The 15,382-nt window shown below is 28.0% G+C and carries 15 protein-coding genes; 14 read left to right on the top strand and 1 reads right to left on the bottom strand.

Annotated elements, in window-relative coordinates:
- Positions 1-361 precede the first annotated feature (361 nt).
- Complete coding sequence (ftcD, locus tag HGB55_RS08285; protein ID WP_168816423.1) at positions 362-2,053, bottom strand: glutamate formimidoyltransferase; 1,692 nt, start codon at positions 2,051-2,053, stop codon at positions 362-364.
- A 121-nt stretch (positions 2,054-2,174) separates the two neighbouring features.
- On the opposite strand from ftcD, the gene HGB55_RS08280 reads away from it, so the two are divergent.
- The 14 genes from HGB55_RS08280 to HGB55_RS08215 all read left to right on the top strand — a co-directional run bounded on the left by HGB55_RS08280 (position 2,175) and on the right by HGB55_RS08215 (position 15,375).
- Positions 2,175-3,221 carry an NAD-dependent epimerase/dehydratase family protein gene (locus HGB55_RS08280; protein ID WP_168816422.1) on the top strand — a complete coding sequence of 349 codons (1,047 nt, stop codon included), beginning with the start codon at positions 2,175-2,177 and terminating at the stop codon, positions 3,219-3,221.
- On the top strand, positions 3,214-4,083 hold the full coding sequence (locus HGB55_RS08275) for an ABC transporter permease (RefSeq protein ID WP_168816421.1): 870 nt from the start codon (positions 3,214-3,216) through the stop codon (positions 4,081-4,083). The genes HGB55_RS08280 and HGB55_RS08275 overlap by 8 nt, the downstream gene beginning before the upstream one ends.
- A gap of 186 nt (positions 4,084-4,269) precedes the next feature.
- On the top strand, positions 4,270-4,506 hold the full coding sequence (locus HGB55_RS08270; protein ID WP_247649195.1) for a four helix bundle protein: 237 nt from the start codon (positions 4,270-4,272) through the stop codon (positions 4,504-4,506).
- Between the two features lie 110 nt (positions 4,507-4,616).
- Positions 4,617-5,909 (top strand): ABC transporter ATP-binding protein, encoded by a 1,293-nt coding sequence (locus tag HGB55_RS08265; protein ID WP_168816420.1) that lies wholly within the window; start codon positions 4,617-4,619, stop codon positions 5,907-5,909.
- Positions 5,896-6,537, top strand: a complete 642-nt coding sequence (locus HGB55_RS08260; protein ID WP_168816419.1) for a sulfotransferase family 2 domain-containing protein — start codon at positions 5,896-5,898, stop codon at positions 6,535-6,537. The genes HGB55_RS08265 and HGB55_RS08260 overlap by 14 nt, the downstream gene beginning before the upstream one ends.
- A 1-nt stretch (position 6,538) precedes the next feature.
- Positions 6,539-7,477, top strand: coding sequence for a glycosyltransferase family 2 protein (locus tag HGB55_RS08255; protein ID WP_168816418.1), 939 nt, complete (start codon positions 6,539-6,541; stop codon positions 7,475-7,477).
- 46 nt (positions 7,478-7,523) lie between these two features.
- On the top strand, positions 7,524-8,345 hold the full coding sequence (locus HGB55_RS08250; protein WP_168816417.1) for a hypothetical protein: 822 nt from the start codon (positions 7,524-7,526) through the stop codon (positions 8,343-8,345).
- A 20-nt stretch (positions 8,346-8,365) separates the two neighbouring features.
- Positions 8,366-9,274 carry a glycosyltransferase family A protein gene (locus HGB55_RS08245; RefSeq protein ID WP_168816416.1) on the top strand — a complete coding sequence of 303 codons (909 nt, stop codon included), beginning with the start codon at positions 8,366-8,368 and terminating at the stop codon, positions 9,272-9,274.
- The gene (locus tag HGB55_RS08240; protein WP_168816415.1) at positions 9,267-10,139 is read left to right on the top strand and encodes a glycosyltransferase family A protein; all 873 of its coding nucleotides are present in this window, start codon (positions 9,267-9,269) and stop codon (positions 10,137-10,139) included. The genes HGB55_RS08245 and HGB55_RS08240 overlap by 8 nt, the downstream gene beginning before the upstream one ends.
- A gap of 14 nt (positions 10,140-10,153) precedes the next feature.
- Complete coding sequence (locus HGB55_RS08235; RefSeq protein ID WP_168816414.1) at positions 10,154-11,275, top strand: glycoside hydrolase family 99-like domain-containing protein; 1,122 nt, start codon at positions 10,154-10,156, stop codon at positions 11,273-11,275.
- Positions 11,275-12,111 (top strand): glycosyltransferase, encoded by an 837-nt coding sequence (locus HGB55_RS08230; RefSeq protein WP_168816413.1) that lies wholly within the window; start codon positions 11,275-11,277, stop codon positions 12,109-12,111. Before HGB55_RS08235 ends, HGB55_RS08230 begins: the two co-directional genes overlap by 1 nt.
- A 5-nt stretch (positions 12,112-12,116) precedes the next feature.
- The gene (locus HGB55_RS08225) at positions 12,117-13,034 is read left to right on the top strand and encodes a glycosyltransferase family 2 protein (protein ID WP_168816412.1); all 918 of its coding nucleotides are present in this window, start codon (positions 12,117-12,119) and stop codon (positions 13,032-13,034) included.
- The gene (wecB, locus tag HGB55_RS08220; RefSeq protein WP_168816411.1) at positions 13,031-14,137 is read left to right on the top strand and encodes a non-hydrolyzing UDP-N-acetylglucosamine 2-epimerase; all 1,107 of its coding nucleotides are present in this window, start codon (positions 13,031-13,033) and stop codon (positions 14,135-14,137) included. The genes HGB55_RS08225 and wecB overlap by 4 nt, the downstream gene beginning before the upstream one ends.
- Complete coding sequence (locus HGB55_RS08215) at positions 14,134-15,375, top strand: glycosyltransferase (RefSeq protein ID WP_168816410.1); 1,242 nt, start codon at positions 14,134-14,136, stop codon at positions 15,373-15,375. The genes wecB and HGB55_RS08215 overlap by 4 nt, the downstream gene beginning before the upstream one ends.
- The last annotated feature ends 7 nt before the right edge of the window (positions 15,376-15,382 follow it).

Below are 15,382 nucleotides of genomic sequence, written 5' to 3'. Positions count from 1 at the left end.
TAAAGTAACAGATTACTTCGTCGCTATTGCTCCTCGTAATGACGAAAAAACTAACCTTATTTTCAGAATAGCGAAGGTAAACACAGAAATTCAGGAATGCAAAGCATTCCGCTGTGTTTAACAAGCGTTTCTTTCAGCAGAAAGAAATTCCTAAAATAAGGGGGCTTTTTTTTGATTCGTTTCTTTGGACAAGCAAAGAAATGAATATGTAAAAGAATTGAATCTCTCAAAATATTAATAAAAAAGATATCTCACTATGTTCAAGATAACAATTAAACTGTCATTGCGAGCGAAGCGAAGCAATCTTATTCTTTTAAACGGATTACTTCGTTACAGATTTCTTTTAATGATAAATTTGTATTTACATTTTCGAATTTATATAAGAAATTGTTTCATTTTCAATAGCAACTGCTTTTTCATAAATTGTTTGTGCTTTTTCTAAAATGGCATCAGCAAAAACACGATCTTTAATATCTTTAGCGTTGATTTTAACATTAAAATAAGCTCCCGTAACAGCGGTTTTAGCACACAAAACACCTACACCGGCATCGGATAAAGAAGACTGTAAGCCTTCTTTTAACATAGCCTGCATTACTTCCATAGAATTAAAAGCTGTTTCCATAACTTGAAATGGAATTTCAGTAGCATATTTTGTAGCATTTTCAACAGCTGTTTTTCTTGCTTTTTTTTCTTCTTCAGTACTTTTTGGCATTCTAAAACCATCTATAATTTTATTGAAAGCATTGGTGTCTTCATCAACTAAAAACAGCAATTTATTTTTATAAGCCTGACCTTTTTCTGCCCATTTTGAATAAAATTCCCATTTATCGTCCCAGCCTGCTTTGTGAGCTGATAAATTTGCGACCATAGTTCCTAAAGAAACTCCTAATGCACCCACATAAGCTGAAATTGAACCACCACCCGGAGCCATAGACTCTGAAGCAGTTTCTTCAGCAAAATCATTAACAGTTAAATCAATTAATTTTTTAGCATCTCCTTCTAACATATATTCAATTATTTTTTCCTTCGGATTAAAAGGTTTTAAATCATCTAAGCCTAAAGATTTAACGGCAATTTTAATTTTTTCTTCTTCTGAAATTCCTAAAGAACGTTCTTGTTTTCGCAAAAAATAATCACCGGCATCTAACATAGCTTTTAGAGGAATTAGTCCAATTAATTCGGAACCTGTAACGCGTAATCCTCTTTCAGCAGCCGCATTTACAGTTTCATCAAAAGCAATGTGCATAGGAGTAATGCTGATATTGGTTAAGTTATATGAAATTTGAGCAATACCATATTCTTCAATATACCAACCAATACCTTTTACAGCTTTTAGTTTACCGGGAATACGTATAGGTTCTCCTTTTTCGTCTATAACGATTTTTCCCGTTGCAGGATTTCCTTCTCGTAAAATTCTTCCGGCTTCTCTTATATCAAAAGCAATAGCATTTGCTCTACGAGTTGAAGTTGTATTTAAATTGATGTTATATGCAATTAAAAAATCACGTGCCGATATAGCAATTGCTCCTGTTTTTGCAACACTTTGATTGAATTCTGCCGAACCAAAATCGGGTTTCCATAATGGGTTGATTAGTTTTTCTTTCAAACCTTCATATTCTCCGGCACGGCAACTGGCTAAATTTTTTCTTTTATCTTCTTTGGCGGCTTTTTCGTAAAAATAACCCGGAATACCCAGTTCTTTCCCAACACGTTCACCCAATTTATGAGCATAAACGGCAGTTTCTTCCAAAGTAATATTAGAAATAGGCACTAACGGACAAACATCAGTGGCTCCAAAACGAGGATGTTCACCAAAATGCTTGCTCATGTCAATTAATTCAGCAGCTTTTTTAATCAATCTGAAAGCAGCTTCAATCACATTTTCAGGTTCACCAACAAAAGTAATTACAGTTCTGTTAGTGGCTTTTCCGGGATCAATATCCAATAATTTTATCCCTTCAACAGTTTCAACAACTTTGGCTATTTCATTTATTTTATGAGAATCACGCCCTTCACTTATGTTTGGAACGCATTCTATTAATTGCTTGTTCATTATTTTATGTATTTATAGTTCAAATTTAATTAAATAATTATTCATTTTTAGTTAAAAATTAAATGGAACTTAAAAGAGTATTTCGTTATTTAATTTTATTTTTGTTGAGAATGTATTTATTATGAAGAAAGTTTTAATTACCGGAATGGCCGGGTTCATTGGCTATCATTTAGCAAAATTATTGAGGGAATTTGATTTTCAGATTGTTGGTTTGGATAATATCAATGATTATTATGATGTAAACTTAAAATACGCACGTTTGAAAGATTTAGGTTTTGATCAATCAAAAATTACGTATAATAAGTTGATAGAATTAGACTCTATCTCATTTATTAAACTAGACTTAACTGATTTACAAAATATAAAAACACTGTTTAAAGAACAGCAATTTGATTATGTTGTAAACTTAGCTGCTCAGGCAGGAGTGCGGTATTCATTAAAAAATCCGCATTCTTATGTAGATAGTAACATAACAGGATTTTTGAATATTTTAGAAAGCTGTAGAGCGTATCCGGTAGAACATTTAGTTTTTGCTTCGTCTAGTTCAGTTTATGGTTTAAGCGAAGAAATTCCGTTCCATGAAGATAATTGTACCGATCATCCGTTAGCTATGTATGCAGCAAGTAAAAAAGCAAATGAAATGATGGCTCATTCGTATGCTAATTTATACGATATTCCGTGTACCGGATTACGATTTTTTACGGTTTATGGCCCATGGGGAAGACCGGATATGGCATTGCATATTTTTACCAAAGCGATGGTTGAAGATAAAGAATTTGAAGTGTTTAATAATGGAAATATGAGTAGGGATTTTACCTACGTGGCTGATATTGTTGAAAGTATAAAACGATTGATGCCACTTCCTCCAAAAGAAAACAATCCGGAATTTAATCCAAAGAAGCCTACTCCATCAAAAAGTTCAAAAGCATATCAATTATTTAATATTGGCAATAATAGTCCGGTAGCTTTAATGGATTTTATTACAGCTATAGAAAAAGCGTTAGGAAAAAAAGGAAAAATTGTTTTTAAACCGATGCAACCAGGCGATGTTCAAAGTACTTACGCCAATGTTGAAAGTTTGTTTAATTATATTGATTTTAAGCCTCAAACAAAACTTGAGGATGGAGTAAATGAATTTGTGAAAAAGTATTTGGAATTGAATGAGTAAAAACAATTCAAATACGACTGATTGGTTGTTTGAAATAACCCCAAAAAATAATTTATTAGATTTAAATTTAAATGAAGTATGGCGTTATAGAGATTTATTGTTCTTATTTGTTAAGCGAGATGTTGTAACGGTCTATAAGCAAACCATTTTAGGTCCTTTATGGTATTTAATTCAACCATTATTTACCTCAGTAATTTTTACCTTAATTTTTAATAATGTAGCAAATATTTCAACAGGAGCAGTACCACCATTTTTGTTCAACTTAGCGGGTATTACCATTTGGAATTATTTTAAATCGTGTTTTTCAGCAACTTCAAACACCTTTACAACTAATGCTGGAATTTTTGGAAAAGTGTATTTTCCGCGTATTATTATGCCCTTATCAGTGGTGATTTCTAATTTGGTTAAGTTTGGTATTCAGTTATTTATATTTATAGGATTTTATATTTATTTTTATGTAAACGGAGCTTCTATTAGTTTAAATAAATACACTATTTTATTTCCTGTAATGGTTTTATTAATGGGATTGTTAGGTTTAGGAATGGGAATGATTATTTCATCTTTAGTAACTAAATACCGAGATTTAAGAATTTTAGTTGAATTTGGTGTACAGCTTTTAATGTATATTTCGGCAGTTATGTATCCTGTTTCGTTTTTTATAGATAAATTACCGGAATATGCCTGGGTTGTTCAATATAATCCTTTAGCTTATGTTATTGAAACAACACGTTATATTTTATTAAGCGTAGGTAACTTTAATTTGAATATGTTTATATATACATTTGTTATTACTATAATTATTTTATTTATTGGAATTGTTATTTTTAACAAAACAGAGAAAAATTTTATTGATACTGTTTAGCAGGAGGTTGTTAGTGAGTAGTGAAAAGTGAGAGGTGAGTAGTGAAATATTAATTGATTAAAGAAAAGATTTAAAAAGCTTTGAATTATAAGGAATTAGACGTTTGGAAAAAAAGTATGGATTTAGGAAATCTATATTTTAACTAATGATTTTCCTGAAAGTGAAAGATTTGGTTTAACATCTCAAATGAGAAGGGCTGTAGTTTCTATTTCATCAAATATTGCTGAAGGAGCAGGTAGAAAAGGCGATAAGGAATTAATTCAATTTTTGCATATAGCTTTAGGTTCGTTGGCAGAATTGGAAACACAGTATCTAATAGCTGTTAGATTAAAGTTTGTTGTTGAAAATAATTCAGTTGAAGTGTTGATAAATGATGTAAAAAAGTTATTGTTGGGATTTAGAAATTATCTGATGAATAAGTGAGATTTAAGATGTAATTTATAATAGTTAATTTAAAGAGATTATTTTTTACTTCTTAGATCTTGCACGGTTTACATCTCACTATTATCTTTTCACTATTACAAAAGAATGAAATGAACGAAGTAATACTAAAAATAGAAAATTTAAGCAAACAATATCGACTAGGATTGGTGGGCACAGGAACATTGAGCCATGATTTAAAACGCTGGTGGTATAAAGTGAGAGGAAAAGAAGATCCGTTTTTAAAAATAGGAGATACAAATGACAGAGCGACAAAAGGAACTTCTGATTACGTTTGGGCATTAAAAGATATTAATTTAGAGGTACAAAAAGGAGAAGTTTTAGGAATTATTGGTAAAAATGGAGCAGGAAAATCTACCTTACTTAAAATACTTTCAAAAATAACAAGCCCAACAACAGGAAGTGTAAAATCAAAAGGCAGAATAGCTTCATTATTAGAGGTGGGTACCGGTTTTCATGGAGAATTAACTGGAAGAGAAAATATTTTTTTAAACGGAACAATTTTAGGAATGACTAAAGCTGAAATTACTCAAAAATATGATGAAATTGTTGAGTTTTCAGGATGTGAACGTTATATTGATACTCCTGTAAAACGTTATAGCAGTGGCATGACGGTGCGTTTGGCATTTGCAGTGGCGGCATTTTTAGAGCCCGATATTTTAATAATTGACGAAGTTTTAGCTGTAGGTGATGCCGAATTTCAAAAAAAAGCCATTGGCAAAATGAAGGAAATTAGCAAAGGTGATGGGCGTACGGTGTTGTTTGTTAGTCATAATATGGCGGCGGTACAAAATTTGTGTGAAAGAGGTATTGTGCTAAAAAAAGGTTCTATAGTTTTTGATGGAGGAGTAGAACAAGCAATAAGTTCATATTTAGCAGAATATTATTCATCTGAAAACAAAATAATTGATTTTCCAGTTGAAACATCAAAGTTAAGTATTGAAAATATAAATATTGTTGATGTAAATGAGCAACAGGTGTCTAATTTAATTTTAGGAAGTTTTTACAATTTTCAATTATTTTTGCGTTCAAAAAAAGATTTAAGACATGTAAATGTACGTTTACAGGTTTTTGATGAAAATAATCATTTGATAACAACATTAAATACATTCCATACCAATAATGTTTTAAATATTTCTGAAAATGAATCTGTAGTTTTAAAATGTTGTATGGAAAAATTAGCAATAGCTCCGGGTAAATATACCTTAGGTATTGAAATTTTTGATTTATTTGAAAAAAGTACTATTTATGAAAATGAAAAGGTACTTTACTTTACTATTGAAAATGGAGATTATTTTGCAAGTGGCAGATTACCCTCACCTCAAAATATAGGAAAGTGTTTAGTAGAATTTGCTTGGAAATTAAATTATTATGATATCACATAAGCATAAAGTTATATTTATTCATATCCCTAAAACAGCAGGAAGTAGTATTTTTAAATTTTTTCACAATGATTTAAATTTAGATTGGCAAATTCCAAATTATGAAGTTTTATATGGCTGGTGTCCTAAACGTAAAATACATCTTCAACATGCCACATCTAAACAATTACTTGATTTGGGTTTAGTTACTGAAGAACAATGGAATACATATTTTAAATTTACTTTTGTTAGAAATCCTTGGGATAGAGCTTATTCGGACTATTTGTGGATGCAAAGGGATACTAATATTAATGATTCTTTTCAAAATTTTATTTTGAAAAAAGGCAATTTTTTTAAAATACTTAATAATAGTTCTAACAAAGAATATAGGGGGGATCATTTATTAAATCAAACTATTTTTTTTGAAATTAAAGGAAGATTTAGGTTAAACTTTATAGGAAGATTTGAAAATTTTAATAGTGACTTTTCAATTATAAAAAATCATTTAAAAATTAAAAAGAGTTTTAACTATCATGAAAAAAAATCTAATGAACGTTTAACTGATTATAAACAATTTTATACTTATAAAAATAAAAAGTTGGTAAGTAAAATATTTTATGATGATATTAATTTATTAGGTTATAAATTTTGAAATGTCAAAAAATAAAATTTTCATAATAATAGTTTCATTCAATGCAAAAGAATGGATAGTTAAGTGTATAAATAGTATAATTACTTCATCTATTCATTGTGAAATTGTATTAGTTGATAATTGTAGTTCTGACGAAACTTTACAAGTTGTAGCTAACTATACTAATTTAACTGTATTACCTCAATCAAATAACTTAGGTTTTGGAGCTGCCAGTAATATTGGAATTTCATTTGCCTTAAAAAATAATGCCGACTATGTTTTTTTGTTAAACCAAGATGCTTATTTAGAATCGAATACCATTGATAAATTAATCAAAGTTCATAAAACTAATCATGAATTTGGAATTATTAGCCCCATTCATTTAAATGGTGATGGTACTAAGTTAGATAAAAATTTTGCAAATTATAGTAAAGAAAATAATGAATTATTGTTTGACGCAATTAAATGTAACTTTACCAAAAGTATTTACCATGTTCCTTTTGTAAACGCTGCAGCTTGGTTATTACCAAGAAATACTATAGAAACAATTGGAGGCTTTGATCCAATTTTTTTTCATTATGGGGAAGATGATAATTATTGTCAACGTGCTAAATATCATAATATTAAAGTAGGAATAGTACCTAATAGTTTCATTTATCATGATAGAGAGAATAGAGCAAACTCAATGATTGTAAATAAATCTAAGATTTCTTCAGATAATTATTATGAGCGATTTTTAAAAATTAAATGGGGTAATATAAATAATATCAATATTGATAATGAAATTGAAAAAAAAAATAAAGCCTTAAAAAAAAGCATTTTAAAATTGGTATTAAAATTAAAATTTAAAAAAGCTCAAATTATTTTTAGGGAATTGAAATTAGTAAAAAAAATACTTCCTGAAATATTAAAAAGTAGAAAACTTAATGAACATACTGGAAATAATTATATTAATAATTAAAAATAGGTGTTTTAATAAATCTTAAAATAAAAATCAAAAAAATAGAATGGATAAAAATCCTCCTAAAATTTTAGCTGTATTAGTAAATTATGGTACTGAACAAATTCATTTTCTGGAGCAGGTTGTAACAGAATTAAAAAGCTTTTCTAAATACAATGTAACAGTAATTGTAAATTCGAATATTAATTTAAATATAGATGAGATTGATAAAGTAAATATTTTTAAACTTGATAATTATCAATTATTACCGTTAACTTGCCGTAAAGTAATTTGGAATAACAAAAATGATTACGATATTTTTTTATTTGGAGAAAATGATCATTTATTTAAAGAAATTCATATAGATAATCATTTAAAATACTCTAAAATATTGCCTAAAAATAGAATTTCTGGCCTTATACAATTTGAAGAAGATAATTCTGGAAAATACTATCCAGGATATCATGCCGATTTTGAATGGAAATTTAACTCAGTTGAAGAATATGATGGAAAAAAATTTGCACATTTTACTAACCTCCACCAAGCTACATTTATTTTAACGAAGGAACAATTAAAAAAAATAGGTAAGAAATTAAATTTTAATGAATTAGTTGATGAAAATAAGAAAAATACAGTATTTATAAATAAATTAAAAAAAATATTGGGTTTAAAAATAGAAAGACCTAATAAATATAGTGTAAAGTGTAAAGTTAATACTGATATTTACAAATATGCTGGAATAACAAAAATGATTTGTATATCTGAATTTGAGGATAATTTAATTCATCATTTACCCAATATTTATATAAATGGGAATAATGGTAGGAATAAACTAAGATCAGATGATATACGAATGAAAGAGTCATTGAATAAATTATTGAAAAAATAAATAGGTTGTTTTTAAATTTTATGCTTGCAATTGTAATCCCTTATTATAAGCTGACTTTTTTTGAAGAAACTTTAGATTCTTTAGCTAATCAAAAAGATAAGCGTTTTAAAGTATATATTGGTGATGATGCTAGTCCAGAAAATCCAACCGGGCTAATAAAAAAATATGAATCAGAAATTAATTTTATTTACAAAAAATTTCAAAATAATATAGGACGTATCTCTTTAGTAAAACAATGGGAGCGTTGTATCGGTATGATTGGTGATGAAGAATGGATCATGATTTTAGGAGATGATGATGTTTTACAGAATACAGTAGTAGAATCGTGGTATAAAAACTATAATTTATTTCATAAAAAAACAGAGGTAATTCGATTTGCCTCAAAAATTATAATTAAAAATACTCCAACTGTATCTAATATTTACACACACCCTATTTGGGAAAGTGCAATAAGTTCCTTTTTAAGAAAATTTTATCATACTACTAGAAGTTCATTATCTGAATATATATTTTCGAAAGCATCCTATAAAAAATTTGGTTTTTATGAATATCCATTAGCTTGGATGAGCGATGATCGTGCGTGGTTAGATTTTTCGAACAATAAGCCTATTTTTACAATAAATGAAAGTATAGTGTTTATTAGAATTTCAGATTTAAGTATTTCGGGAAATGTAGATAATAATTCTTTAAAAAAAATTGCTGTTACAGAATTTTATAAATTCATTATTTTAAAGAAACTTAAACAAGTTAATAAATTACAGCGATTTGAAATATTGAGAAAGTATGAAAATGAAATTAATATAAGGAGAGGTTTGACTTATTATGAATGGAATTTTCTTCTGTTTTATTATATAAAATATTTTGAATTTTATAATGTCAAAAAATTCATAAAAAGATTTTTAAAAACTATAATATTAAAAAATGTATAATAATAAAGTATCCATCATTGTTCCTTGCTTCAATCAGGCTAAATATCTAAACAATACATTGCAATCGGTTTATAATCAAACATATAAGGATTGGGAATGTATTATTGTTAATGACGGAAGTACTGATGATACTGAAGTTGTTGCGTTAAATTGGAGTAATAAAGACTCTAGATTCAAATATTTCTTTCAAAATAATAATGGTGTAAGTGTTGCAAGAAATTATGGTGTAAAATTAGCAAAAGGTAAATATATTCAATTTTTAGATAGTGATGATATATTAGAAAAAAATAAAATAAACTATCAAGTAAAAATTTTAGATAGTAATCCAGAAATTGACATAATTTATAGTTCAAGTAGGTACTTTTTTGATGGTGACTTATTAAACTTTTATCCAATTCATTATAATGGCATAATACCAACAATAGAGATTAATAAAAATGATAAAAATCAAAAAGAAGTTTTACTATATAGAAATATCTGTACTATTTGCTCTAGCCTTTACAGAAAGGAAATATTAAAAAAAATTACTTTTAAAAAAATAGTTTTTGAAGACTGGTTTTTACACATAGAATGTGCATTAAATGATTTTGTATTTCATTATTCAAATAGTGAAAAAACAAATTCTTTGATAAGGATGACCTTTGAAAGCCAGATGAATAAACATACTATTATAAATAAAAATAGTAATAAATTTAATAAGGAGCTTGATGCATTATTATCATCAAAAAAATATTTTTCAAAATTAATGCAACAACGTACTATTAGAAATAAACTAACTGAAAAGAAAAGTAAAAATATTTTAAAAATTATTATCACTAATATTACTCCACCAATAATTATTAAAATTTTAAATAAAATTTTATAGATGATGTTATTAAAATGATGAAAAACATTAAATTTTTGGCATATTACCTTCCCCAATATCATCCTATCCCTGAAAATGATAAATGGTGGGGAAAAGGATTTACAGAGTGGACAAATGTAGTAAAAGCAAAACCTTTGTTTAAAGGGCATATACAACCTATATTACCTGGAGAACTAGGATTTTATGATTTAAGAATACCTGAAGTTAGACAAGCACAGTCTTCATTAGCAAAACAATATGGCATTGATGGATTTATTTATTATCAATATTGGTTTGATAATGGGAAAATGCTTTTAGAGCAACCAGCAGAAGCTATGTTGAAAGATAGATCAACAACTATTCCTTTCTGTTTTTGTTGGGCTAACGAAACTTGGAAAGGTATTTGGCATGGGATAAATAACCCAGAAGTCCTTATAGAACAAAAGTATAATGGTAAATTAGGCTATATAGAATATTTTAAGTATTTATTACCTTTTTTTAAAGATGGACGATATATAAAAATAGAAAACAAACCAATGTTTCATATACTTCGTATAGAAGATATTCCAGATGTAGATGTTTTTATTGAAACATTTAATAATTTAGCAGTTCAGGCAGGGTTTGATGGAATTTATTTTATTTCAACAATAGTTTCTGATTTAAATTTTTCACTTAAATATGAAAAAATTTATGGACAGATTGGTAATGATGTCTTTCTTAAAATGAGATATAAACAAATAAATAAATTTGAAGGAATAAGATATCTTGGTAAAATTGAAAGAAAAATCAAAGCATTTCTAGGATACACTTTATCACTTGAAAAAAGAAAAAAGCCATTGATACTTGATTACAAAAAGGGTGTAGAAAATTTAAATATAAACTATCCCCATAAAAAATACATTCCTTGTGTTTTTCCAAATTGGGATAATTCTGCACGAAGTGGTAATAAATCTATGATATTTAAAAATGCCAATCCAACAGCTTGGCAAGAACATTTACAATTTGCAGTAAATAAACAAATTAAAGCATTCCAGAACCCTCCTTTTATAATAATCAAATCTTGGAATGAATGGGCTGAAGGAAATTATTTAGAGCCAGATAGTATGTATGGGCGAAAGTGGCTTGAAGCAGTAAAAAGGGTTAAAGATAAATTATAATGAAAGATAGAACTCTTATTTCCATAATTATTCCATGTTATAATGATGCTCAATTTATTGAACAGTCAGTTAATTCAGCTTTAAATCAAACTTATCCACACAAAGAAGTTATAGTGGTTGACGATGGTTCCAATAGAGAAACCAAATCAGTTTTAAAATACCTAGAGCCTAAAATAACAAAACTCATTACTCAGGAAAATAAAGGGCAAAGTACAGCCCGTAATGTTGGAATAAAAGAAGCGAAAGGAGAATATATTTTAGTATTGGATAGTGATGATTTTTTTGAACCTACTTTTTGTGAAAAGGCGATAGCAGTTTTTTTTAATGATATTGAAGTTAAAATAGTAAGTTGTTTTGGAAATTTAGTATTTAAAAATGGGAAAAAAGTTCTTTATAAACCAAAAGGTGGCTATTTACAAGATTTTTTAATAAACAACATGGTTTTTGGGAGTGTTATGTTTAAAAAAAATGATTGGAATAGTGTTTTAGGGTATGATGAATCTATGAAAAAAGGGTTTGAAGATTGGGAGTTTTATATACGTTTATTGAAAAATGAAGGAAAGGCTTTAGTGCTTAGAGAGCCCTTATTTAATTATAGAAAACGTATTAATTCAACTACGGCAAAGGCAAATGATTATAAATACAAGTTATTGGAATATATATATTTAAAACATAAAGATTTATATATAGCTAATTTTGAAAGCACAGTAATTAATTTATTGAATATTGCTAAATTAAACAGGCAAAATGAAATTAAGAGATTAAATTCAATAAACTATAAAGCTGGTAATTTTTTATTAAAACCGATAAGATATTTTAAAAAAATGTTTAGTTAATAGAAATGAAAAATCCTAAAGTAACCATTATATTAGCAACTTACAATAGAGCGCATTTGATTAATGAAACATTACAGTCAATTCAAAATCAATCGTATAAAAATTGGGAATGTATTATTGTAGATGATGGAGGAACTGATAATACTCATGAAATAATAGAACCTATTTTAAAAGTTGATACAAGATTTCAATATTTAAAACGTCCTAATGATTATAAGAAAGGATTGTCGGGTTCTAGAAATTTTGGTTTAGATAAAGCAATTGGTGATTATATAATTTTCTTTGATGATGATGATATTGTTCATCCTCAAAATTTAGAATTGTCTATTTATGCAATTGAAGAAAAAAAAGTAGATTTTTGTAATTACCAAAAACAACCTTTTATAGTGATAAAACCAGTAGTTAATGAACAGAGAATTAAGTATTCAGGGTATATTTCAAAAAAAGAATTAACAAATATTGTAACTGAAACTTTAGGTTTAGCGTCTTGTACAGTTATGTGGCGAAAAGAATGCTTTCAAAAGATTAGATTTAATGAGAATCTTAAATACGCAGAAGAATGGGAATGTTATTCGAGAATCATTGCGGAAAGTTATATAGGAATAACATTAGATAATATTTTATATTATAACAGAAAGCATCCTAATTCTAATACCGGAAAATTCTATAGTGGAAGAGTTGAATATATAAACTCAAAAAAAGAAGCCGTTAAATTAATAGCAAAAAATTTAGCAGAAAAAAAATTATTAAATGATAGAATTGTAAACTACTTAGGAGGTTTGGCAATTGGCTTTCGAGATAGAAAATTATTGAATGAGCTTCTTAATTTAAGTGAGTTAAATTTTAAAGATAAAATTTTTTTTAATTTGAAAAATATTGTATTTCCTTTATGGGAAATTTATAAAAAAACATCTCTAACTTGAATATACTAGTTTGTTTTGGAACTCGCCCAGAAGCCATAAAAATGGCTCCAATATGTAATGAGTTTAAGAAAAATAAGATTCCTTTTAAATTGTGTGTCACCGCACAACATAGAGAAATGTTAGATCAGGTATTGTATTTTTTTGAATTGGAACCTGATTATGATTTAAATTTAATGCAGCCAAATCAAAACTTAAATGAATTAAGTTCAAGAATAATTAAAGATGTTGATACTGTTTTTAATAGCAAGAAATTTGACTTGATATTAGTGCATGGAGATACAACTACATCTGCTATGGTAGCATTGGCAGCATTTCACAAAGGAATTAAAGTAGGGCATATAGAAGCAGGTTTAAGGACATATAATAAATGCTCACCATTTCCGGAAGAGTTGAACAGGCAACTTACAGGGAGAATTGCCGATTTCCATTTTGTTCCTACAGAAAAAGCTATGAATAATCTTTTAAAAGAAGGTATAAATAAACAAAATATTATATATACAGGAAATACAGTTGTAGACGCATTATTATATACAATTGAAAAGTTAAAAAAAGGGTTTTCCAATTCAAGAATAGAAAATTTAAAAGCTAAATTAAATTTTGATAAAAATATTATTTTAGTAACAGGTCACCGAAGAGAGAGTTTTGGTGAAGGATTTGCGAATTTGTGCGATGCCCTTTTAAAGATTTCAGAAAAGGATGATGTTGAGATAGTATATCCGGTACACTTAAATCCAAATGTTCAAAAAACAGTTTACTACCAGCTTTCAGAAGTGCGAAATATTCACTTGATTCAGCCTTTAGATTACGCTTCTTTTGTTTGGTTAATGAGCAGATCTTCACTAATTATTTCAGATTCAGGAGGTGTTCAAGAGGAAGCACCATCCTTAAAAATACCTGTAATAGTTACAAGAAATGAGACTGAACGGAAAGAAGGAATGAATTCAGGTTTTTCATTTTTAACAGGTACAAATTCTAATAAAATTATTGAAACAACTCTAAATTTGCTACATGGTAAATTTGATTTTACCAATAAGGAAAACCCTTATGGTGATGGAAAAGCGTCAATTAAAATTGTTAACTTTATCCAAAATAATTTTAATTGAGTATACCTATAAAAATACTTGTAGTTGTTGATTCTATTGATATTGATGACAGTAGTGGGTCTAAGGCTAATGTGGCATTCATTCAAAACCTAAAAAAGGCAGGTTTTGGTTTGAAAGTATATCATTATTCTAGAAAAAAAATTCAATTAGACGAAATTGATTGTGTATCCATAAAAGAAATCAAATTTTCATTATGGTATATTTTAAGCAGACTGCAACGTATTTTTACCAGACTCACCAGCATAAATATAAATAATAGCATTGAATCTCTTTTTGGATTTTCATTTACCTTTTTTAATGATGTAAAAAGTATTCAAATAGCGCTGGAAAAAGAAAATGAATTTCACCCTAGTTGGATACTTACCTTAAGTAAAGGAGGTAGTTTCAGGCCGCACAAGGCGCTATTGAACATACCTAATTGGCATTCGAGGTGGTTGGCTTATGTGCACGATCCATACCCTGCACATTTATATCCAAGACCTTATAATTGGGTTGAACCGGGGTATTATAAAAAATGGTTTTTCTTTAAAGAAGTATCGGAAAAGGCAAAACATGGAGTTTTTCCAAGTCAATTGCTTAAAGAATGGATGGGTAGTTATTTCCCGAATTTTTTAGAAAAAGGAACTGTAATACCTCATCAATTAAATTCACATAAATTAAAAAACAGTGCATTGCCTCAATTTTTTCATGAGAATCAATTTACATTATTACACGCTGGAAGTTTGATGAAACAACGAAGTCCGGAACATTTATTAGCTGCTTTTGATGTTTTTTTAGAAAAATTTCCAGAGGCCAAACATGAGTCCCAACTATTATTAATTGGCTACAATGAATACCATAAAAATTTACTCGACAATTATTTAAATTATTCTGTTGTGCACATAGAGGGTTATTTACCATATGATACTGTATATCAGCTACAGCAAAAGGCTGCAGTAAATATTATTTTAGAATCTAAATCGGAAATAAGTCCGTTTTTACCAGGTAAATTCCCTCATTGTGTAGAGGCTAATCGCCCAATTTTATTATTGGGACCTTACTATAGTGAATCAAGAAGACTGTTAGGGAGTAACTATCCATATAGGTCGGAAGTAGATGATATTGAAACTATATCAAGAATAATTGGTGAAATGTATATATCATGGAAAGATGAGAATACTTCTTTTCAACTCAATAGAAATGATTTGATAGAATATTTATCTGTAGAAAACTTAAAAAAAACAATGAATGCATTATAAAACAAAC

It is taken from the genome of Lutibacter sp. B1 (genome assembly GCF_012524075.1).
GTDB lineage: Bacteria > Bacteroidota > Bacteroidia > Flavobacteriales > Flavobacteriaceae > Lutibacter.
The sequence above is the reverse complement of the archived record's forward strand: the minus strand, read 5'-3'. Positions and strand labels throughout refer to the sequence as shown.